Raw genomic sequence first — 19134 nt, forward strand, 5'->3', positions numbered from 1 at the left:
TGCGACACCAGCCCGGCGCCGTCATCGGTGGCCTGGACCTGTGGGTAGAACACGGTAGAGTTGCTCACCAGAAAGGTGCTCCTCGCTCTGCTCGGAATTGGTTGTGTCGCAACTCCAATTATCGCAGGTGAGAGCACCTTTCTTCATACTTCAGACAGGGCGAGTCGAATTCAGCGTGAAAGGCCGAGGCTAGGCGCTCAGCCTCTGGAACGTTGTGCGATTCTTCATACTCAAAAAGCTGACGAATGGCTGCTTGCTTCTCACTGTATCGCTTCAACGTGGCCTCCTCGCCTGATCGTACCGGGTGCGACCGCGGTGCAGATCGTGTCGAAAGAACGTGGTGTGCGCCGGATTGTGGAACACATCGGATCGGCGCATTCACCCGAAGAGCTCGCTGTGCTGCTCGAGGTCGCCGATACCGAGATCCATGCCGGTCAACTCGCTTTCGACTTGTCGGCGTTGGCGCCGGCGAAGGTGTCGGCGGCCCGGAGGTAGCCGGGTCACAGTCCCGCGTGCTGCGAGAGGTCCTTGAACAGGCCTACCGCGATCTCGGGTTGACCAGGTGGGCACCGACGCGTTCAAACAGTTGGTGCTGGCCAGGATCGTCGAACCGACGAGCAAGGCCGACACGATCCGGGTGCTCGCTGACCTCGGGGTTCGGTCTCCATCGTTGCGGACGATCTGGCGCACCCTCGCACGCAGCATCGCCGAGGACTGGCGGACCCAGCTGGCCGCGGCGGCGCTGCGGCACGTGACCGCCGGCGGGGCCCTGACGGTGGTGATGTACGACGTGACGACGCTGTACTTCGAAGCCGAGAATGAAGACGCCCTCCGGAAGGTCGGGATGAGCACCGAACGGCGGGTCGACCCGCAGATCCTCGTCGGTTTGCTCGTCGATGCGACCGGGTTCCCGCTTCAAGTGCATTCCTTCGCCGGGAACCGGGGTGAGACGACCACCCTGCTGCCGGTCCTCAACCGATTCCGCGAGCGTCACGGACACGCCGACGTCGTCGTGGTCGCTGATGCCGGCATGCTCTCAGCAGCCAACCTCAACGCGCTGCGGGAGGCTGGTTTCGATTTCATCGTCGGGCCCCGTACCGGCTCGGCCCCACGTGACCTGGCCGATCACTACCAGCGCCACGGCACCTACCTTCGCGACGGCCAGACCGTCGAGACCACACGGACCATAGGCAGCGGTTCGGCGGCCCGCACCCGGCGGCTGGTCTGGCAGTACTCGTCCAAACGCCGGCGCCGCGACAACATCACCCTGAACAAGCAGATCGACCGGGCCCAGGACATCGCCGACGGGCGGCGCCGCCCGAAGAAGGACCGATTCGTGTCCCTCGGTGAGCAACCCGGGGTGAACTGGGATGCGGTCGAGAAGGCACGCTCGTATCTCGGACTGAAGGGCTACGTCACCAGCATCTCCGCCGACACGCTCTCCGGCGAGGCAGTCGTTGCGGCCTACCACGACCTGTTCCGGGTCGAGGAATCGTTCGCCAATGGCCAAAAGCGACCTGCGGGCCCGGCCCATGTTCCACCACGAGCGTGATTCCATCGAAGCACACCTGACCATCGTGTTCGCCGCACTCGCGGCCACCCGGCACCTCACCGACACCACCGGCTACTCCATCAGCACACTGCGCCCGGTTCGCGACGTCATGATCCGCATCCGCGGCCAGGACGTCATGGCCGAAACACCACTCGACGCAGACGCTGCCGACATCATCTCGAAACTCCAAGCCTCAACGGGGCACTAACCTCGATCTTTCACGAGGTGCTGATCCCGGCGTGAACGGTTCGAATTGATTGCGGTGGCCCGGATTCTATGTTGTGGGTATGACTGATCGGCCGTTGTCGCTGGCAGCGGCCGGTTTTCACTGTTCCGGCAGGGGGTTGGGTTCCTCGGGTTGGCGGGTCGGGTGGTGCCCGGGGTCATGCCGAGGAGCGGTAGCGGTCGAGACGGCCCAGGCCGGCCACGACGATGGTGGTCCAGGTGTTGCCGCGGTCGTAGCGCAGTTGTTGGGTGCGGGCGTGGCGGGCGATTCGGGCGGCGATCGACCACAGTCGCAGGCGTAGTCGTTTGAGTTCCCAGGTGCGGGCGTCACTGCTGGTCAACGCGTGCATTTGAGTCCAGGCAGTCAGGTCCGCGGCCAACTCGACCAGAGCGAGCCAGATCTTGTTCTTGTCGTATTCCTTGAACGGGCCCGCCGCAAGGCCAGATCGGGCGTGCGGCCAAGTCAGTCAGCGGCCTTCGGCGATTCACGAATCAGTACTGATTAGAGATTGATTACGAGCGAGTCCAGACTTTCCTCCAAAACCCAGTCCAGACTTTCACTGTTTCCCCAGGTCGCCACTCCAGAGATCCAGCGTCCGCGGCATCAGCGCCACCGACACGGGCGACAGATCAGCGCCGTACTGCCGCTGCCTCCGCCTGTCCGATCACCACCGGCCACAACTGAGTCGGCTCCCGGCGGACGAGTGCTCCGAGCGCCCGATCCCACGCCCGCGTGGTGCCGAACTCGCTGCGCCAGTCGAGTGCGGCGAGCGTGAACAGGTGCAACGGGTGCTCCTGCGTGGTGCCGATCGCGCCGAGCGCCTGGTGAGTGTTCCGGACGACGACGGACGCGGCGTGTCCGGCGCACGAGCGGGCCACGGCGACGCGCGTGACCGCAGCCGGTCCGCGGAGATCGTCCGCGGCTTCGAGGACGGCGGCGTCGACCGCGGCGCGGGCGAGCGCCGATTCGGCGGCGCTGTCGGCCACCAACTGCTGCACGGCCTGAAACTTGGCGAGCGCGCGTCCGAACTGGATGCGGACGCTGGTGTGCTCCACTGCGAGCTCGACGGCCCTCTGCAACGCTCCCGCACACTGGACGGCACGGGCCAGGGACCCCCGCACCGCGAGTTCGTCGAGAACCGCGTCGGCGTCGGCGAGATCGACACCGGCGGGAAGAGCGCCGGTCAGGAGGACGTCCGCACGTGGCTGGCCGGAGTTCGACGGCACCGGCGTGATCTCGGCGACGGCCGCCAGCGCGTCCGCGTCGACCTCGACGACGGTGGGCGCCCCCGCGCCGCGTTGTACGACCGCGATCGAGGCGACCGCGCCGATCCACGGCACCGCGGACGCACGACCGCTCTCGTCGAGAACGGCGACGGTGCGCGGCAGCGTCGGATCACCCGCCGGCAGACCGGCCGTGCGAAGAAGCCAGTTGGCGAGCAGATCGGTCTCGGCCAACGGCAGATGACGCGCAGTGGCGGCGGCCTCGCTGTACAGGGCTGCGGCCTGCGCCAGTCCGGCCCCGGAACCGCCGTCGGACTCCGGCGTGGTCAACGCGACCAGGCCGAGCTCGGCCAGCTGGTTCCACAGCGCTTCGTCGAAGACGACGCCGTCGCCGGCCGCGGTCAGCCGGTCGGTCACGTCGCCGTCGAAGACGTCGCGGATCATCGCGACCATGTCCGCGTCGACAGCGGCGGTCTGCAGGGTGTGTTCGTCCATGGAGGTCTCTCCTTCGCTCGCGCTGCTCACCGCATACCCAGACCGCGGGCGATGATGCCGCGCAGGATCTCGTTCGTGCCGCCGCGCAGGGTGAATCCGGGCCGCTGGGCCACGGCGCGCCGGGTCAGGACAGAGGTCTGGTCGGTACCTCCCGCCGGAAGCGCCAGATCGGCGACATCGGCGATGTCGCCCTCCAGCGAGGTGCCGAGGACCTTGACCAGCGCGGCCGGAACGTCGGCGGAATCGCCGCGCTGCAGTGCGGTCGCCACCGACAGCGACATCTGATGCAGGCCGCCGAGCCGGCCGACGATGCGGCCCAGTTCAGCCTCATCGATGTCGATCTGATCGTCGCCAGCGATCTCCTCGACCAGCCTGTACGTCGACAGGAAGCGCTCCGGGCCGCTGCGTTCGAAGCTCAGCTCCGACGTGACCTGCTTCCAGCCGTCGCCGGGCTCGCCGATCACATGATCGTCGGCCACGAAGACACCGTCGAGGTGGATCTCATTGAAGTGGTGCAGTCCGTTGGCCGAGATGACCGGCCGTATCTCGACCCCCGGATCCCTCAGCTTCACCAGCAGCTGACTCAGGCCGGCGTGCCGATTCGGAGCACCCCCCGCGGACTCTTCGACAGGACTCGTGCGGACCAGCGCGATGAACGCGTCGGCCTCGTGCCCGCCGGACGTCCACAGTTTGGTGCCGTACACCCGCCACCCGCCGTCGACCTTCTCGCCGCGGGTCCGCACGCTCGCCAGGTCCGAGCCGGAGTCCGGCTCACTCATGCCGATGCCGAAGAACATATCGCCGTTGGTGATCCGCGGCAGGTACTCGCGTTTGACGGCATCGCTGCCGTACCGCAGGATCGTCGGCGCCACCTGCCGGTCGGCGATCCAGTGCGCAGTGACCGGGGCGCCGGCGGACAGGAGTTCCTCGGTGACGACGAAGCGCTCCATAAAGCTGCGGCCGTGTCCGCCGAACTCGGCCGGGATGGTCATGCCCAGCCAGCCCTGCTCTGCGAGAGCCTTGGTGAATGCGACGTCCCATCCACTGAGCCAGGTGTCGACCGTCGGGGTGAACCTTCCGGCATCGCGTTGCGCCGCAACGAAATCGCGAGCACGCAGTCGCAGCTCTCTCAGTTCTGCGGTCTCCCGCGCGGCTGGGGGCATCAGTGCAGGCATCAGTGCCTCTCTCGTCGTGGTGCCGTATTGATACGCTTATAGGTGATATCCTACTTAAATACGTAACATTGGACTGTAAATCACGCCCGTCGCCGGGTCAACGCCTCGGCTCGGCCGACCGCGGGATACCGCATACTGAATCGGCGACGATCACAACGGAGGGAGCGGCCGTGACCGAACGACCGGCGACAGTGCGGCCGCGACATCGGATGGTCGACCGGGTCTCGGGCATCCTCGAGTTCGCGGCGCGGTCGGACGGGGTCTCCCTCACTGAGATCGCGCGGCACGTCGGCGCGCCGGTCTCATCGGTCCAGGGGCTGGTGAATGGGCTCGTCGCCACCGGCTATCTCGACGAGCGCGCACGCGTCTACAGACTCGGTGTGGGCCCGTACTTCCTGAACCTGCTCGCGGGGCGCGGCGCGGTCAACCGGATCGTGCACGACGACCTCGTGCAGTTGCACGAGAAGACCGGCAGCACCAGCGTGGTGCTGGCGGTGGCGGTCGGCTCGGACGTCGTCTACATCGATCACGTGTCCGACGATCCGCACACCGCCTACCTCGCCGAGCGCTTCCTGCGACGGTCCCTCATCCGCACCTCGACCGGCTGGGTGTTGATGGCCGACTGGGAGCCCCGCGACCTCTGGGCCTATCTGGAGACCCTCGAGGCCGACGATCAGCCGCGCGTGACGAAGCTGCTCGACCACCTGGAGTCGATCCGGGCGACCGACATGTCGGTGCTCCCGGACATCGCCGAGGACCCCGACCTCGACGGCATATCGATCGCGGTCCGCGAACGCGGCCGGGTGGTGGCCGCGGTCGGCGTCGTCGGACGGCGTTCCGAGCTCGCCCGGAACCGCGACAGGATCGTCGACGCCCTCCGCGCTCAGGCCCGCGACTGGGACCGGCGCGGATGACGTCGCCTCAGACCTGAGAATCAACCGCACCTACGACCGTAAGGACAACTCATGAGCGACCCCCTGCTGGTGGAGCGCAACGACCACATCGAGACCTGGACGATCAACCAGCCCGAGCAGCGCAACCCGATCTCCAGCGAGGACATGATCGAGGCGTTCGTCGACAACGCCCGACGCGTGCAGGGCGACCTCGACGTGCGCGCCATCGTGCTGACCGGCGCCGGTTCGGCGTTCTCTGCGGGCGGCAACGTCAACGACATGAAGTCGAAGGCGGGCATGTTCGCCGGTTCACCGTACGAGCTCCGGAACGGCTATCGCGGTGGCATCCAGCGCATTCCGCTCGCCCTGAACGACCTCGAGGTGCCGATGGTGGCCGCGGTGAACGGCCCTGCGGTGGGCGCGGGGTGCGATCTGGCGATGATGGCCGACCTGCGCATCGCCTCGCGCAAGGCGTGGTTCGCCGAGTCGTTCGTGCAGTTGGGCATCATTCTGGGCGACGGCGGCGCCTGGCTGCTCAGCAATGCCCTCGGACCGCAGCGCGCCGCGCAGATGGCACTGACCGGCGACCGTGTCGACGCCGACACCGCACTGAAGTGGGATCTGGTGGTCGACGTCGTCGACGCCGACGATCTGCTGCCCGCAGCCCACGAGCTGGCCGGCCGCATCGCCAAGAACCCGCCGCACGCGACGCGGATGGCCAAACGCCTGCTGAAGGAGTCGCGCACCTCCGACCTGCGCGAGGTTCTGGAACTGTCGGCGACGATGCAGGCGATCTCGCACCACACCGATGACCACGACGAGGCTATGGACGCCTTCCTCAACAAGCGGCCCGCCGAGTTCCGGGGCCGCTGAGTTCCAGGGCCGCTGAACGGATCGATGGGTCCCCTCGCTCAGGTCACCGCTCTCGAGCGTGGACTGCGGCTTTTCATGATCCCCGTGAAAGGCCCAGTTCATCGGCCACCGGTCTCACTGAGTCGCTGAAGCGCCTACGTCTGACTCGGCTCCATGCACGACATGGCCCGCACTCTACGAGCGGCAGTGGCTCACTTCGCCTGCGCGGCGGTGTGCTCCTTGACGATGCGCTTGACCCCGATGCTGTAGACGATCACGCACAGGTAGAAGCCGGCGAGCATGCCGAGGGCCACCGGAGCACCGAGCCCACCGATCGGTTCATCACTCATCACGACTCCCCCGAATCGCTCGTGTGTTCGACTTCACTCTCGATACTACGCGCAATCGAAGTAGAGTCAACACTCTTATCGAACTAACTTTCGATACCGGTTGAGAGAGTGGCGCACCTCACACCATGGCCGCGTTCAGACTACTGACCTGCGACGACACTAGCGTCTCCACGGATTCCGTTATCCGTTTATAACGGGGCGATAACGCCCCGGCGACGGGAGCGTGTACGTTCGGCAGCGGCCTTCGGGACACAGCCACCGGCACCCAAGCGTGCCGGCGGAGACCCGGAATCCGGGCGCACGACAGGCGCCGACCACGAGCCCGTGTGGGCACGTGCCCACATCCGGCGGCACAGACCGCCGTGCCGACATCGTCGGCCCTCGGCCCGGGCGATCTGTCCACTCGCCGATCACGCGCGCCAGAACGTCGCGCTCACAGCCCATCCGCACGAACAAGCCTGATCCGAACGAACAAGTAGGTCCCCCTCATGCTGCCCAACCGCACCTCGACGCGTATCGCCCTGGCCGCGACCGGCCTGGCGACGATGACCGGAGCCCTGGTCGGCGCGCAGTCCTCCACCACCGACTCCGCAGCCGTCCAGGCGCCGTCGGCCGAGACCGCACCGGCCGCCCAGCCCGAACGGTACGTCGGCCCCAGCCCGTCCAATGTGGCCCGGGTCGCCGCACTGACCGGGACCTCGCCGGCCCGGCAGGCCACCCCGAAACCCACGCCGCGACTGCCGCAGTCGGTGCGCTCGGGCGCCGTGCCGCAGGTGGGCTTCGATGCGTACCGTGCCGCGGAGCAGAGCATGGCCCGCACCACCCCGCGCTGCCACATCGACTGGAAGCTGATCGCCGGCATCGGCCGGGTGGAGTCGCACCACGCCAACCTCGGCGATGCCACCGCGGACGGCCGGCTGAAGTCGCCAATCTACGGCCCCACCCTCGACGGCTCGCTCGGCGGCAATCAGGTGGTCGGCGACACCGACGGCGGTGCGCTCGACGGCGATGCCGCCTTCGACCGCGCGGTCGGCCCGATGCAGTTCCTGCCGTCGACCTGGAAGCACTTCGCCGCCGACGGCAACGGCGACGGCAAGGCCGACCCGCAGAACCTCTTCGACGCGGCGCTGACCACCGCCCGCTACCTGTGCGACGAGGGGCTGGACATGCGCAATCCCGGTGACGTGACCACCGCGGTGCTGCGCTACAACAACTCCACCGAGTACGTCGCCGACGTCGTCGGCCACGCCCGCAGCTACTGACGTTTCGACGGGGCTCAACGAGCAAAGGAAAGCTCAACGAGCTAGGGAGACGCTCGACGGGCAAGGGAAACGCTCGACGGGCAGAGAAACGGTCAGCGGCGCAACCGCTGTCCCGCGTCGAATCGCTCCTCGCGCCGCCCCACGTGCCAGGCGTGCCAGCGCGCCCAGCGCCGGTACGACGACCTCTGCCACCAGTGATCCACCGCCGGAGACGCCCGCCGCGCCAGTTCGACGGCCGCGATCAGCGGCGCCCGCAGGAGCAGCAGCGCCGTGCCTGGCAGACCGCTGGGCAGGTCGTACCTCCGCCGGTTCCAGGGCAGCATGAACAGCCGCGTGTAGCCGGCCTGCAGCTGCAGGTGATACAGGGTCCGCAACCGCGACAGACCGCGCAGCTGCGGTCCCGGCGCGAAGGAGGGCACGAAGCCCTCCACCAGTTCCGGGCCGAGCGGACCCGAATCGTGCCGGCGGGTGGCGTCGAAGTAGTAGAGCAGCCGGAGCCCGTCGGCGACGGTCTCCGGATACATCCCGTCCACCCGGCAGCCCACCAGGTGCCCGAGATAGCGATTGAAGTGCAGCACCGCCCGCATCTCGGCCGGTGACGTGAGGAAGCCGAGTGCGAACAGTCCCAACGCCGGACCCACACTGCCGCCGAGCAGGGTCAGCATCATCTCGCTCTGGCTGATCGGCAGCCCGTGCGCCTGCGCATCCCATTCCGGATGGTCGGCCACCCGGGCCCGGACCGACACGTGCATCACCCGTACCTTCAGCGAGACCTCCCGGGCGCGCGACCCCGGCGTCAGCACCGCCCCGGGCCGGCAGACCTCCAGCCACCACCGGGTGGTCTCCAGGTAGCGGTGCAGGGCACTCGCACCGGCGTAGCCACCGGAGAGCGACAGCGGCACCGCCAGCGACCCCTCCGTGTAGGTATCCATGGTCCCGGCGTTGCCCACCGCGCCGAGGCTGTATCCCCAGCGCCGCCACACCGCGGCGCCCTGCTCGACGAGTTCGGGATCCACCCAGTCCGGGACGGTGTCGAATTCGGCGAACAGCTCGCGCAGAGACTCCGGGGCATCGGGAATGTTGCCGACGCCCACCCGCAGCGCGTGGTCGAGCAGCTCCCGGGAGCGTTCGGGGCCGAGGTCGCCGTGGTAGGTCTCTGCGACGAAGCGTTCGGCCACCGGATCGCCGGCGGTCTGCCCGTCGGCGAATGCCCGCTGCACCTCCGGAGTGGGCAGCAGATCGAATCGGGTCAGCCTATGGACGGTCCGTCGCATCCGCCGGTGCGCCGGAGATACAGTCAACTCGACCATCGCCGCAGTCCTTCTCTCATTGACACAATCCTACCCAGGTGTCTCACCGTCTGCGGCGGCTTGCCGGCAACGGAAAGGACGCCACGGTCATGCAGATCAGCCTCTTCCACACCATCTCGGGGCGCGGACCCGAACTCGGCATCGACGAGTATCTCGCCGACCTGGAGCAGTTCCGGTCCGAGGGCTTCGGCCGCGTCTGGTCGGCGCAGATGCCCGATGCCGCGGACACGCTGACCGTGTTCGCAGCAGCCGGCCGGGAGGTCCCCGACATCGAACTGGCCACCGGCGTGCTGCCGATCCAGCCGCAGCATCCCATGCAGCTGGCTCAGCGCGCGCTGACCGTCAACGCACTCGTGCACGGCCGCCTGACTCTGGGCGTCGGCCTGACCCACCAGATCGTCACCGAGGGCATGTGGGGCATCGGCTACGACCGGCCGGTACGTCGCGCCCGCGAGTTCCTCGACGGACTGCTGCCCCTGCTGAACGGCGAAAACGTCGACGCGGCAGGCGAACTCACCACCACCCGCGGCGCCGTGTCGTTCCCGGAGACGCCTGCACCGCCGATCTACCTCGCCGCTCTCGGACCGCAGATGCTCGACCTGGCCGGCCGGCGGACGGCCGGCACGGTCACCTGGATGACCGGCCCCAAGACCCTGGCCGGGCATATCGTCCCGCGCCTGCGGGAGGCCGCACAGAAGGCCGGCCGCACCGATCCGGTACGCACCGTCGCCATGCTCCCGGTGGCCGTGACCGACGACGTGGACGGCGCCCGCACCGCGGCGTCGAAGGCCTTCCGGATGTACGACTCTCTGCCGGCCTACCGAGCCATGCTCGACCGCGAAGGCTACGAGCACGCCTGGGACGCCGCCATCATCGGCGACGAGGCGACCGTGGGACAGCACCTGGACGAGCTGGCCGAGGCCGGGATCGACGAGTTCGGCGCCATCGTCTACGACCGTGATCCGGCGGTGCGCGACCGTACCCGCGCACTGCTGCGCTCCCGCTTCCACTGATCTCGGCGGGCCGAGAGCCGACTGCTATTGTTAATGATTATCATTACTGATAGCAGTTGGAGGTCGTCGATGAAGGTCCGTAACTCGCTCAAGTCGCTCAAGAACCAGCCGGGCTCCCAGGTGGTGCGCCGCCGCGGCCGGGTCTTCGTGATCAACAAGTCGAACCCGCGGTTCAAGGCCCGTCAGGGCTGATTCCGGCGATCGGGGAATCCGCCGGGCGGGCGAGGCGTTCTGACCGGGTATGAGCCAAACACCAGAGTTCAGCCCCACCGACTGGGTCCGCGACCAGACCAGCAAGATCCTCGAGGCCGGCACCACCGACGTGGTCACCCTCGGCTCGAGCAAGGTGGTGCTGTTCACCACCACCGGCGCCAAGTCGGGCAAGAAGCGTTACGTCCCGCTCATGCGGGTCGAGGAGAACGGCAAGTACGCGATGGTGGCCTCGAAGGGCGGCGCCCCCACCCACCCGTCCTGGTACTACAACGTCAAGGCGCACCCGCAGATCACCGTCCAGGACGGTGAGACCGTCCGTGAGCTCACCGCCCGCGAGGTGGACGGCGACGAACGCGCTCACTGGTGGGAGCTGGCGGTGGCGGCGTTCCCGAACTACGCCGAGTACCAGACCAAGACCGATCGGCAGATTCCGGTGTTCGTCCTCGAGTGAGTGGCCCCGGCTGCGCCCGATTCGCCGGGCGCAGCCGCAGAGCCCGTGTCACAGTGGGCAGATGAGCAGCGTCGATCCCGCCCCTCCCCCGGCGCACGGGGGTGAACGCTTCGCGTACGACTCCAACGAGTTCGGCCGTGGGATCACCTTCTTCGACGCGATCTACGCCTTCTCGGCCACTCTGCTGATCACCAATCTCGACGCCCCCGCCGAGGAAGACTGGCGCAGCGTGAGCGCGCTGCTCGATTCCGGTCTCGGGGCACAGTTGCTCGGCTTCACGATCAGCTTCGTGGTGATCACCCTGTTCTGGCGCGTCAACGTCGGTATCCTGCGCCAGCTCTCGGCGCTGAACCGGCCGGTGATCATCGCGAATCTGGTGGCCGCCGGACTGGTCATCCTGATCCCGTTCACCACCAGCGGCATCAGCATCGACGATGTCGGCGACTATCCGCTGCCGACGGCGCTGTACGCACTGAACATCGCGCTCGCGTCACTGGCGCAGACCGCGATCTACCTGACTGCCCATCACCACCGCGTCCTCGCCGACGGCGCCGACCGGCTCCCGGCACACCTGCTCGCGTCACTGGTGCCGCCGGCCGTCTTCCTGATGTCCATTCCGATCGCCTACGCGGCCGGCCCCGCCGCCGGGCAGTGGACGTGGCTGTCCCTGGTGGTGCTGGTACCACTGTCCGGCCGGCTGCTGGGTCCGACCCGGTCCTCCTGATCCCCGCTCGTCCGCCGGCTTGACGATCCCCGCACGGTCATGCAGCCTTGGGTAGATGATATGGCATAGAACATACTCTCTGGAGGAGCGACGTGCAGCCTGATCAGCAGTGTGTTCCCGAGACCGCGAACCCGAAGGCCCCGTCGCTGGGCAGTCCACTGACGCTGCCGTGCGGCCAGGAACTGCCCAACCGGCTCATGAAGGCCGCCCTCAGCGAGGGTCTCGGCGACACCGCCGGACTGCCGGACGAGCGGATCGAGAACCTCTACCGCCGCTGGTCCGACGGCAGCTTCGGCCTCATCGTCACCGGCAATGTGATGGTGCACCGCGGACATCTGGGCGAGCCCGGCAACGTCGTCCTCGAAGCCGACTCGGCACTCGACGGCTTCCGGCGCTGGGCCAAGGTCACCCAGGACGGCGGCAGCCCCATCTGGATGCAGCTCAATCATCCTGGGCGGCAGGCCAATCCGATCGCGACGGCCGGACCCACGGTGGCCCCCTCGGCGGTGGCCGTCGGGATCCCCGGCATGCCGGCTCCGCGGGCGCTGACCGACGGTGAGATCTCCGGGATCGTCGACCGGTTCGCGGCCAGCGCGGCGCGGGCCGAGGAGGCCGGCTTCGACGGGGTGCAGATCCACGGCGCGCACGGCTATCTCGTCTCCCAGTTCCTCTCCCCGCTGGCGAACATCCGGACCGACCGGTGGGGCGGGGACATCGAGGGGCGCTCCCGTTTCCTGCTCGAGATCGTGCGCCGGGTGCGCGGCGCGGTGGGCCCGGGATTCGGCCTCGGGATCAAACTGAACTCGGCGGACTTTCAGCGCGGCGGTTTCACCGAGGAGGAGTCGCGGGCGGTGATCGAGATGCTCGCCGACGAGGCCATCGACCTGATCGAGATCAGCGGCGGCAGTTACGAATCGCCGGCGATGATGGGCCGCCCCGGGGTCAGCGCCTCGACGCGGGCCCGTGAAGGGTACTTCCTGGAGTACGCCGAGACCGTCCGGAGCCTGGCGCGCGCTGTTCCGCTCGCGGTCACCGGAGGCTTCCGCACGCGTGCGGGCATGCAGGAGGCACTGGACTCGGGCGCCTGCGATGTGATCGGGATCGGTCGCCCGACGGCGATCGCACCGACCGCCGGTCCCGCGCTGCTGGAGGGAACACGGCAGTCGCTGCCACAGCGCAGCCTGCGCCTGCCGGTGCCGCGCCGGCTCGCTTCGAACTCCTCGGTCCGCTCCCTCGAGGGGGCGCTGGACCTGCAGTGGCACACCGATCAGCTGCACAAGATGGGTGCGGCGAAGGAGCCGGATGTGGACCGGCCGCTGTGGCGGACGGCGATCACCACCGTGCAGCGCAACGGGATCGACGGCGTCCGGCACAAACGAGGAGCCGCCTCGGCGAAGTCATCGAACTCCACGACGTCAGCGGCCGTGCGCAAGTTCCGGTTCGAGCGCACCGTCGGCCGGTACGTGGCCAACCCGGTGGTGGGCTTCGCTCAGCGCCTGGGTATCCGGACCACCTTCGCGACCGAGCTGGAGACCACCGGACGCAAGTCCGGGAAGCTCCGGACGGTGCCGGTGGCGGCGGCCTTCGACTCGACCGGCGCGTGGGTGATCAGCCAGCACGGGACCCGGTCCGGCTGGGCGTACAACATCGCCGCGCAGCCCACGGTCCGGATCCGGCAGGGCGAGAACTGGCGCACCGGCACCGCCGCCTTCGTCACCGACGACGATCCGCAGCTGCGGGCCCGCACCTTCGCGGCCAACCCCTTGTTCGCACCTCTGGTGGCAGCCGGTTTCGCCGCGCTGGCCAGCGATCCGGTCTCGGTGCGGATCACCTTCACCGACTGAGCCGGCGGCGGGCTCAGCCGACGGCGACCGGCCGGGCCGGGTCGGATGACCACTGCGAGTAGGAACCGGGGTAGAGCACCGCGTCGAATCCGGCGACGGCCAGGGCCGCGATCTGGTGGGCGGCGGTGATCCCGGATCCGCAGTAGCTGATGATCTGCCGGTTCCCGGCTCCGAGCGCGGCGAACCGTTCCCGCAGTTCGGCGGGATCGCGGAAGACACCGTCGGTGGTGAGGTTCTCGCCGGCCGGTGCGCTCACCGCGCCCGGGATGTGCCCGGGCCGGGGGTCGATCGGCTCGTTCTCGCCGCGGAAGCGTTCGGGTGCGCGCGCATCGAGAAGCAGCGCACCGGAGTCGGCGGACCGGGCGGCGACCTCGTCGATCCCGGCCGTGGGCAGTCCGCCGCCGCGCAGCACCACGTCACCGGTGCGCGGGGTGGCGTCACCGGTGGAGATGCGCAGGCCGGCGGATCGCCAGGCGCCGAGCCCGCCGTCGAGGATCTGCACCTGCGCCACCGATCCCCAGCGCAGCAGCCACCAGGCGCGTGCCGCGGACAGTCCGCCGCAGTCGTCGTAGACCACCACCGGATCCCCGTCGTCAATGCCCCACCGGCGGGCCGCCGCCTGCAGCTCGTCGACGGCGGGCAGCGGATGCCGGCCGTCCGCCGGGGTGGCCGGAGCGGCCAGCTCCCGGTTCAGGTCGACGAAGACCGCGCCGGGCAGGTGACCGGCCCGATAGTGCTCGGCGCCGCGGTCGTCGCCGAGTTGCCAGCGCACGTCCAGGACCACCGGCGGACGGTCCGAGAGCATCGCCTCGACCAGCTCGTCGACCCCGATCAGCACGTCGCCCACAACGGTCACCACCTTCGCCTCGCTTCTGTCTCGGGAGCCTAACAGTCGGCGGCGGGCGGCCCCGGCGGCCGCACGGCCCGCCTAGGATGAGCCCATGCTCACCGAGACCGAGTACCTCCGACACGATGCGCTCGGTCTGGCAGCGCTGGTCGCCGCCGGTGAGGTGACCGCCGCCGAACTGGCCGAGACCGCCATCGCCCGGGCCGAGCGGTTCAATCCGGGCCTCAACGCCATCAACATCAGCATGTTCGACATCGCCCGGCAGCGCTGTGCCGGCGAACTGCAGGGCCGCTTCGCCGGGGTGCCGTTTCTGATCAAGGACATCACCCAGGACTACGCCGGAGTGGTCTCGAGCGCCGGGTGCATGCCGCTCAAGGACTGGAAGGCCTCGCGCACTTCCACTGTGGTGCAACGTTTCCTGGATGCCGGCCTGGTGGTCTTCGGCAAGACCACCACCCCGGAGCTGGCCCTGAAGGCCGTCACCGAATCCGATGCCTGGGGTGTGACCCGCAATCCGTGGGACACCGCCCGCACCCCCGGCGGTTCGTCGGGCGGGGCCGCGGCCGCGGTGGCCGCTGGCATCGTGCCGATGGCCGGCGCCAACGACGGCGGCGGTTCGATCCGTATCCCCGCCGCCTGCTGCGGACTGTTCGGGCTCAAACCCTCACGCGGACTGGTGCCGTCCGGCCCTCGGGCCGGCGAGGTCTGGGACGGTGCCGCCACCGATCTGGTGGTCTCCCGCAGCGTGCGCGATTCGGCGGCCGCCCTCGACGCCCTGGCCGGCCCGGACAGCGGCGCCCCCTATGCGACCGCTCCCGCGGCGACGCCCTATCTCGATCAGGTGAACCGCGATCCGGGTCCGCTGCGCATCGCGCTGTGCACCCGCTCGCCGCTGGGCACCCCGGTGGACGAACGGCACGTCGAAGCCGCGGTGCAGACGGCGCGGCTCCTCGAATCACTGGGCCATACCGTGGTCGAGTCACAGCCCGGGATCGACGGCGAACTGCTGGCCACCTGCTATCTGCGGATGTACATGGGTCAGGTGGCGGCCGACGTCGCGGACATCCGCGACTGGACCGGCTGCTCCGAGGACGACTTCGAACCCGACACCCGGGCCTTCGCCCAGGCCGGCCGGTCGCTCTCGGCCGGCGAGTACGTCCGCAGCCGCCGGCACTGGAACACCTTCGCCCGCAACCTGGCCGAGTTCTTCACCCGGTACGACCTGTATCTGACGCCGACGCTGGCCTCCGGTCCGGTGCGGATCGGCGAGCTCGATCCGCCGGCCCCGCTGCGGATGGGTCAGCGGCTGGCACTGGATCTGAGATCGGGCGGTCTGCTGCGCCGCAGCGGCATGATCGACCGCCTGGCCATCGAATCGCTCACCAAGACGCCGTTCACCCAGCTCGCGAATCTGACGGGGACACCGGCGATGTCGGTTCCGGTGCCGACCACCGACGGCCTCCCGGCGGGCGTGCAGTTCGTCGCCCCCTACGGACGGGAGGACCGGCTGCTCGGCCTGGCCGGTGTGCTCGAACAGGCACAGCCCTGGTTCGATCGGCGCCCGCCCGGTTACTGACCTTCCCGGCCACTCACTCGATCAGGGGCGGGGCCGCGGTGGCACCGGCTTCAGCAGTCGCGCTCGAGCAGGAAGAAGTACGGCGCCTCGACGCCCCGCAGATCCATGGCGCCGAGCAGCACGTCGTCGTCGAGCTTCCGGAAGGTGTCGATGATCGGCAGATCGTCGTAGATCATGGCGGTGCTCACTACCCCGCGGTACTCCACGCGGCGCAGCCGGGCCCGGTACTTGCCGGTGCGCAGTGCCCTGAACGCCGACCTGCCTCCGGGCGGCAGCCACCGCGGAAGCCGGTCGCCGGCGGCGACGATGCTCATCAGCGGCAGACGCTTGGGGTGAACCGCGTACAACGAGCCCGGGGTGCCGAAGAGCAACGGGTGCACGCGCTCGGCGTCGACGAATTCCTTGCCGTACCAGCCGGAGACCTCCAGCAGTCCGTCCATCGGGTGACCGGTCGGCACCTCGCTGCCGTGCCAGCGGCCGAGGATCTCCTCGACCTGCACCGCGGGCAGCGAGTCGAAGAGTTCGGCGGCCTGGTCCGCGCTCACACCGGCCTGCAGCTGCGCGACGGTCGGCAGCCGGGCACTCATCCGGCCACGGCCGCACTCGGTGCGCTCGCCGCATCGAGGTGCTTGACCGGGCAGCCCCTGGGGAAGGTGCCCGCCGTCTCGGCGGCGAACTCGCCGGAGCGGTAGGTCTTCATCCGCGGGCTGGTGTGGAAGCTGTACGGCTTGCGGCGGGGAGGCAGTGCCCGCACGAAGGCGGCACGGGCCCTCATGCCCAGGTAGGACGCCTTGCGCGCGAGGGCATTCGGCTTGCGGTAGTGGAAGGCCGCCAGCAGAGGATCGTCCATCAGTGAGTACGAGAAGATCCGGATCAGCGGGGCCAGCGGCCGCGGATAGAAGGTGGTGAGCAACTCCAGGGTCAGATCGGCCACCCGGCGGCCGCCCTCGTCGAAGGCGAAGTGCTCGGCCTCGTACGAGTCCAGCAGCTCCTCGAAGGCCTCGTAGGTCTCCGGCACGTCCTTGATGTTCATGTGCCGGGCCAGTTCCCGGTAGTAGTTCACCGAGGCCACCGTCTCGTCGTAGGTGAACTGCCGCCAGCCGTAATCGTCCATCCAGCGCTTGGGCACCACCACGAAGGTGGCGAGCACGTAGCGCATGTCGTCGTTGCTGATGTCGTAGGCGTGGTGCATCTGGTTGATGCGCCGGATCGCGGCCTTGGCCGCCGGATCGGCGAATCCCTCGGTGATCGGCGCCTCGAGCAGCAGCGCGGTGTCGTCGTAGCGCTTCTGCGTGTCGTCGAAGCCGCGCGAGTCCGAGAGCAGCCGGCCCACACTCGGCACCGCGTAGGTGCGGAAGAGGGCGAAGCTCAGGGCCTGGGTGATGTCCCACGGGAAGTCGTAGACCGACATGTTGCGGTAGATCAGCTCGAAGTCGGTCCTCGGATCGAGGCCGCGATTGCGGTCGCGTCGGAACATCGGTGGCACCCCTGTCTGGCTGTCGTCAGTGATCCCCATCACCATAAGTCAACTTATGGTGGAGTGCAAGAGCCATTTCCTGTGCATGGCACAATGGCCTTCCGATGACATCACCGCCCGCCCCCCAGACCTCCCCGCTGCACACCCGCTTCCTGGAGGCCGGGATGCGCGTGCTGGCCAGAGACGGCTACGCCGGCTTCAAACAGTCCGCGGTGTGCACCGAGACCGGTCTGACCACCGGCGCCTTCTATCACTCGTTCCCGAGCTGGAAGTCGTTCGAGCGGGACCTGATCGACTACTGGCGCCGCGAATCCACCGAGCGCCTGGTGGACTGGGTCGAGTCGCTGCCGTCGCCGCACGGACGGATCGACGCGCTGATCGAGGTGGCCCTGAATCTGCCGCACCGCACCGAGGCCGCGATCCGGGTGTGGGCCGCCGGCACCCCGGAGGTCGCCGAGGCCGTGACCCAGGTGGACGACGACCGCACGGCGGCCGTGACCCGCGCCTTCGAGGAGATCGGCATCGACGCGCAGCGCGCCGCCCGGCTCGCGGGCAGTTCCATGCTGATGCTGATCGGACACGAGGCCTCCGGCGGCGATGTGGCCCTGCTCGAGTGGAGCATGCGGCACACCCTCGAGACCGATCCGCACGTCATCGCGGCCTTGGCCGCGGCCGACCGTGACAGCGCCACCGACCGGAAGTCTGCCGACGTTCACGAGGGTCCCGGCCCCGGTGCCGCGATTGCGGGTCAGTCGGCGTCGAGTCCCGAGTAGTCCGCGACCTGGCCGCGCTTGGGCGCGCGGTACATGCTCCACAGTATGTGCGGCAGCCGTCGCAGCGGCAGCGCCGCCGGCCAGTCAGCGGTCCGCAGCAGCGCCTCGGTGCCGCCGTCGACGGTGATCACCGAACCCACCATGAAGTCGGCGGCCGGCGACAGCATCAGCAGCACCCAGTCCGCGAGCTGTTCGGGAGTCCCGTATTCGCGGGCCGGTACCGGGAATGAGCGCACCTGCGAACCGGTCCGTCCGGCCAGCTGCGCACGCAGCAGCGGGGTGAGCACCGGTCCCGGAGCGATCACGTTCATCCGGATGCCGGCCCCGGCCCAGTCCGCGGTGATCGCCTCCCGGCGCACCCAGTGACTGATCGCCAGTTTGGAAGACGCATAGGCCAGCGTCGGCGCGAGCGAGCCGCGGCGCCGCAGCACCCGGGTGGCGCCGGCGGTGTCCCCGGCGATCAGTCTGCGCACCGCCGACCGCGGCACGAAGGGCGTGGCCGTGGTCGAGTTGGATCCGAACACCACCACCTTGGCCTTCGGCGCCGCCGCCAGCGCCGGGCGCAGACCGGTCAGCAACTGCGCCGCACCGGCCGTGTTCACCTCGACGATGGTCCGTTCGCGACCGGGAGTCGGTCCGAGGCCGGCCGCGAGCACCGCGCCGTCGAGCACTCCTCCGCACTCGGTCAGCACCCGGCTGATCGCCTCACGCCGTCCGTCGGCCGTGGACAGGTCCGCCTGGATCTGCGCGCCCGCCAGGTCCACGCCGATCACCCGGTGTCCGTCCTCCGAAAGGCGCTGCGCCACCTGCGATCCCATGCCGGATCCGGCTCCGGTGACTAGGTATGCGGCCACATCTACTCCCCTGCCTTCGGGCCG

General features: G+C 68.9%; 22 protein-coding genes. 13 read left to right on the forward strand and 9 right to left on the reverse strand.

Going from position 1 to position 19134, the window contains the following annotated elements; genetic code table 11:
• Nucleotides 1-315 precede the first annotated feature (315 nt).
• From ACJMNC_RS17420 to ACJMNC_RS17430, 3 genes are all read left to right on the forward strand, one after another.
• Complete coding sequence (locus tag ACJMNC_RS17420) at nucleotides 316-495, forward strand: hypothetical protein (protein WP_408949222.1); 180 nt, start codon at nucleotides 316-318, stop codon at nucleotides 493-495.
• Nucleotides 496-562: 67 nt separating this feature from the next.
• Nucleotides 563-1552: an IS1634 family transposase gene (locus ACJMNC_RS17425; RefSeq protein WP_408949223.1), complete on the forward strand. Its 990-nt coding sequence runs from the start codon at nucleotides 563-565 to the stop codon at nucleotides 1550-1552.
• On the forward strand, nucleotides 1533-1760 hold the full coding sequence (locus tag ACJMNC_RS17430) for a hypothetical protein (RefSeq protein ID WP_408949224.1): 228 nt from the start codon (nucleotides 1533-1535) through the stop codon (nucleotides 1758-1760). The genes ACJMNC_RS17425 and ACJMNC_RS17430 overlap by 20 nt, the downstream gene beginning before the upstream one ends.
• A 175-nt stretch (nucleotides 1761-1935) precedes the next feature.
• On the opposite strand, the gene ACJMNC_RS17435 is transcribed toward ACJMNC_RS17430, so the two are convergent.
• The 3 genes from ACJMNC_RS17435 to ACJMNC_RS17445 all read right to left on the reverse strand — a co-directional run bounded on the left by ACJMNC_RS17435 (nucleotide 1936) and on the right by ACJMNC_RS17445 (nucleotide 4671).
• Nucleotides 1936-2244 (reverse strand): transposase, encoded by a 309-nt coding sequence (locus ACJMNC_RS17435; protein WP_408949253.1) that lies wholly within the window; start codon nucleotides 2242-2244, stop codon nucleotides 1936-1938.
• Nucleotides 2245-2407: 163 nt separating this feature from the next.
• Nucleotides 2408-3496 (reverse strand): acyl-CoA dehydrogenase family protein, encoded by a 1089-nt coding sequence (locus ACJMNC_RS17440; RefSeq protein ID WP_408949225.1) that lies wholly within the window; start codon nucleotides 3494-3496, stop codon nucleotides 2408-2410.
• A 26-nt stretch (nucleotides 3497-3522) separates the two neighbouring features.
• Nucleotides 3523-4671, reverse strand: a complete 1149-nt coding sequence (locus ACJMNC_RS17445) for an acyl-CoA dehydrogenase family protein (RefSeq protein WP_408949226.1) — start codon at nucleotides 4669-4671, stop codon at nucleotides 3523-3525.
• A 170-nt stretch (nucleotides 4672-4841) separates the two neighbouring features.
• Here ACJMNC_RS17445 and ACJMNC_RS17450 point away from each other — a divergent pair, with 170 nt between their 5' ends.
• Both ACJMNC_RS17450 and ACJMNC_RS17455 read left to right on the forward strand, forming a co-directional pair.
• Nucleotides 4842-5585 (forward strand): helix-turn-helix domain-containing protein, encoded by a 744-nt coding sequence (locus ACJMNC_RS17450; RefSeq protein ID WP_408949227.1) that lies wholly within the window; start codon nucleotides 4842-4844, stop codon nucleotides 5583-5585.
• Between the two features lie 51 nt (nucleotides 5586-5636).
• Nucleotides 5637-6437, forward strand: coding sequence for a crotonase/enoyl-CoA hydratase family protein (locus ACJMNC_RS17455; RefSeq protein ID WP_408949228.1), 801 nt, complete (start codon nucleotides 5637-5639; stop codon nucleotides 6435-6437).
• 191 nt (nucleotides 6438-6628) lie between these two features.
• Here the strand turns inward: ACJMNC_RS17455 and ACJMNC_RS17460 are convergent, their stop codons facing one another.
• On the reverse strand, nucleotides 6629-6766 hold the full coding sequence (locus tag ACJMNC_RS17460; protein ID WP_408949229.1) for a hypothetical protein: 138 nt from the start codon (nucleotides 6764-6766) through the stop codon (nucleotides 6629-6631).
• A gap of 488 nt (nucleotides 6767-7254) precedes the next feature.
• Here ACJMNC_RS17460 and ACJMNC_RS17465 point away from each other — a divergent pair, with 488 nt between their 5' ends.
• Entirely contained in the window at nucleotides 7255-8028 is a 774-nt protein-coding gene (locus ACJMNC_RS17465; RefSeq protein ID WP_408949230.1) for a lytic transglycosylase domain-containing protein, read from the forward strand.
• Nucleotides 8029-8120: 92 nt separating this feature from the next.
• On the opposite strand, the gene ACJMNC_RS17470 is transcribed toward ACJMNC_RS17465, so the two are convergent.
• Nucleotides 8121-9338, reverse strand: a complete 1218-nt coding sequence (locus ACJMNC_RS17470) for an oxygenase MpaB family protein (RefSeq protein ID WP_408949231.1) — start codon at nucleotides 9336-9338, stop codon at nucleotides 8121-8123.
• A gap of 89 nt (nucleotides 9339-9427) precedes the next feature.
• On the opposite strand from ACJMNC_RS17470, the gene ACJMNC_RS17475 reads away from it, so the two are divergent.
• From ACJMNC_RS17475 to ACJMNC_RS17495, 5 genes are all read left to right on the forward strand, one after another.
• Entirely contained in the window at nucleotides 9428-10351 is a 924-nt protein-coding gene (locus ACJMNC_RS17475; RefSeq protein ID WP_408949232.1) for a TIGR03564 family F420-dependent LLM class oxidoreductase, read from the forward strand.
• 69 nt (nucleotides 10352-10420) lie between these two features.
• Complete coding sequence (gene ykgO, locus ACJMNC_RS17480) at nucleotides 10421-10543, forward strand: type B 50S ribosomal protein L36 (RefSeq protein WP_408949233.1); 123 nt, start codon at nucleotides 10421-10423, stop codon at nucleotides 10541-10543.
• A gap of 49 nt (nucleotides 10544-10592) precedes the next feature.
• Nucleotides 10593-11015 carry a nitroreductase family deazaflavin-dependent oxidoreductase gene (locus tag ACJMNC_RS17485; RefSeq protein WP_408949234.1) on the forward strand — a complete coding sequence of 141 codons (423 nt, stop codon included), beginning with the start codon at nucleotides 10593-10595 and terminating at the stop codon, nucleotides 11013-11015.
• A gap of 61 nt (nucleotides 11016-11076) precedes the next feature.
• Entirely contained in the window at nucleotides 11077-11739 is a 663-nt protein-coding gene (locus ACJMNC_RS17490) for a TMEM175 family protein (RefSeq protein WP_408949235.1), read from the forward strand.
• A 197-nt stretch (nucleotides 11740-11936) separates the two neighbouring features.
• Entirely contained in the window at nucleotides 11937-13583 is a 1647-nt protein-coding gene (locus ACJMNC_RS17495; protein ID WP_408949254.1) for a nitroreductase family deazaflavin-dependent oxidoreductase, read from the forward strand.
• Between the two features lie 13 nt (nucleotides 13584-13596).
• On the opposite strand, the gene ACJMNC_RS17500 is transcribed toward ACJMNC_RS17495, so the two are convergent.
• A complete protein-coding gene (locus ACJMNC_RS17500) occupies nucleotides 13597-14430 on the reverse strand; it encodes a sulfurtransferase (protein ID WP_408949255.1) in 834 nt (277 codons plus the stop codon).
• 94 nt (nucleotides 14431-14524) lie between these two features.
• Between ACJMNC_RS17500 and ACJMNC_RS17505 the strand changes: the two genes are divergently transcribed.
• Nucleotides 14525-16006 carry an amidase gene (locus ACJMNC_RS17505; RefSeq protein ID WP_408949236.1) on the forward strand — a complete coding sequence of 494 codons (1482 nt, stop codon included), beginning with the start codon at nucleotides 14525-14527 and terminating at the stop codon, nucleotides 16004-16006.
• Between the two features lie 50 nt (nucleotides 16007-16056).
• Here ACJMNC_RS17505 and ACJMNC_RS17510 read toward each other — a convergent pair whose 3' ends face one another.
• Together ACJMNC_RS17510 and ACJMNC_RS17515 are read right to left on the reverse strand one after the other, a co-directional pair.
• Nucleotides 16057-16593, reverse strand: coding sequence for a DUF4334 domain-containing protein (locus ACJMNC_RS17510; RefSeq protein WP_408949237.1), 537 nt, complete (start codon nucleotides 16591-16593; stop codon nucleotides 16057-16059).
• Complete coding sequence (locus ACJMNC_RS17515) at nucleotides 16590-17483, reverse strand: oxygenase MpaB family protein (RefSeq protein ID WP_408949238.1); 894 nt, start codon at nucleotides 17481-17483, stop codon at nucleotides 16590-16592. The genes ACJMNC_RS17510 and ACJMNC_RS17515 overlap by 4 nt, the downstream gene beginning before the upstream one ends.
• Nucleotides 17484-17587: 104 nt before the next feature.
• On the opposite strand from ACJMNC_RS17515, the gene ACJMNC_RS17520 reads away from it, so the two are divergent.
• Entirely contained in the window at nucleotides 17588-18256 is a 669-nt protein-coding gene (locus ACJMNC_RS17520; RefSeq protein ID WP_408949239.1) for a TetR/AcrR family transcriptional regulator, read from the forward strand.
• Here the strand turns inward: ACJMNC_RS17520 and ACJMNC_RS17525 are convergent.
• Nucleotides 18232-19110 (reverse strand): SDR family oxidoreductase, encoded by an 879-nt coding sequence (locus ACJMNC_RS17525; RefSeq protein WP_408949240.1) that lies wholly within the window; start codon nucleotides 19108-19110, stop codon nucleotides 18232-18234. The two genes, ACJMNC_RS17520 and ACJMNC_RS17525, sit on opposite strands and share 25 nt — an antisense overlap.
• Nucleotides 19111-19134 lie beyond the last annotated feature (24 nt).

Origin of the sequence: Gordonia sp. VNK21, assembly GCF_046098115.1 — a bacterium.
In the GTDB taxonomy this organism is placed as follows: Bacteria; Actinomycetota; Actinomycetes; order Mycobacteriales; family Mycobacteriaceae; genus Gordonia.